The organism is Acidovorax sp. KPB24-07 (assembly GCF_057543315.1).
Genome location: NZ_BAAJYS010000684.1, coordinates 1 through 1,204, shown reverse-complemented (window position 1 = coordinate 1,204; position 1,204 = coordinate 1). Strand labels below are relative to the sequence as shown.

Below are 1,204 nucleotides of genomic sequence, written 5' to 3'. Positions count from 1 at the left end.
AGCGCGCGGCGCTCGCTGTCGGCCGACGGTGCGGGCAGGGTCTCGGCCTCCTCGGGCGTGAGTTCCTCGCGGATCTCGGCGCAGATGCGCATCAGGTCGGCGCGGGCCGCCGCCACGTTGCGCTGGCAGAACGCCAGGCGCATGCCCTCTTCCACCTGGTCGGCCAGGGCCACGCCCCGGCGCGTGGCGTCGAGCCCCACGATGTGGCGCACCCGGGTGTCCGTGCCGAAATGCCCGGCCCGGCCGAGCGGCTGCACGCCGGCATCCACCAGGCCCGCGAGCGTGGCCCGCACTTCGCGCAGCGCGGGCTGCGGGTCGCCGTCGAGCGAGATGTGCAGCGTGTCCAGCAGCGCATCCAGCGCCGGCTGGCCGTCGAGCGCCAGCACCACGTTGTCCTGCGCCTCGGTGATGGTGCACAGCGGCCCCACGGGCTGGCAACCCTGCGTGACGCGCGACAGCAGGCTCACGCCCTCGCTGAAGGCCACGCCCGACAGTCCGCCGTCGAACACGCCGCGCGCGCCGCCCTGCCCCGCGATGTTGCCGTTGCCGCCCACGGCGAACTGCACGCTCGCGTTGCGGCTGGCCGACAAGCCGCCGAACAGGTAGCCGGTGGCCGTGCGGTCGGCCATTTCATCGATCAGCTCGGCCAGGTCGGGCGTGCGGCCGTCCGCGTGAACGAGCGCCGTATGGGCGACGAACCCGCTGGCCGCATTGCGCGCCAGGGGCGCCACGCCGGAGAACACGCGGTACTGGTCGGACCGCAGGTCCAGCAGCATGACGGACAGCGCCGGCTCGTCGAAGTATTCGGCGTTGTTGGCCGCCACGCCCACGCCCACGGTGCCGCTCCAGTCGGTCACCTCGGGCAGTTCGGCCGACACGAAGTCGAGCAGGGCCTGCGCCTCGTCCGCATAGTGGTCGGTGATGTAGAGCACCCCCAGGGTTGGCGCGCTGGCGTACTGCGGCAGCGCCATCTGCGCGCGCAGTTGCGCCAGCACCAGCGCGGCCGCCATGCGCCACTGGGGATGGGTGGCGTGGCCGTTGGGAAAGAGTTTCATGGTCGGTGGCAAAGGTCGCGGCGGCCCGCTGCGCGGGCGGCCATGTCAGAAAAAAGTGCGGGTGGTGGCGGTCACTGGCCCGTCCGCTTGCGCGGCGCGGCGGACCTGGCTGCGGCCGGCGCGGCGGTGCGCCGGGCCGCTGGAGAAGG

The 1,204-nt window shown here is 73.3% G+C and carries 1 protein-coding gene; it reads right to left on the bottom strand.

The genetic code is table 11. From position 1 onward, the window contains the following. Positions 1-1,055, bottom strand: a 1,055-nt coding sequence (locus tag AC27IQ_RS24995) for an FIST signal transduction protein (RefSeq protein ID WP_487091219.1), incomplete at its 3' end; no start/stop codon positions are given. Between the last annotated feature and the right edge of the window lie 149 nt (positions 1,056-1,204).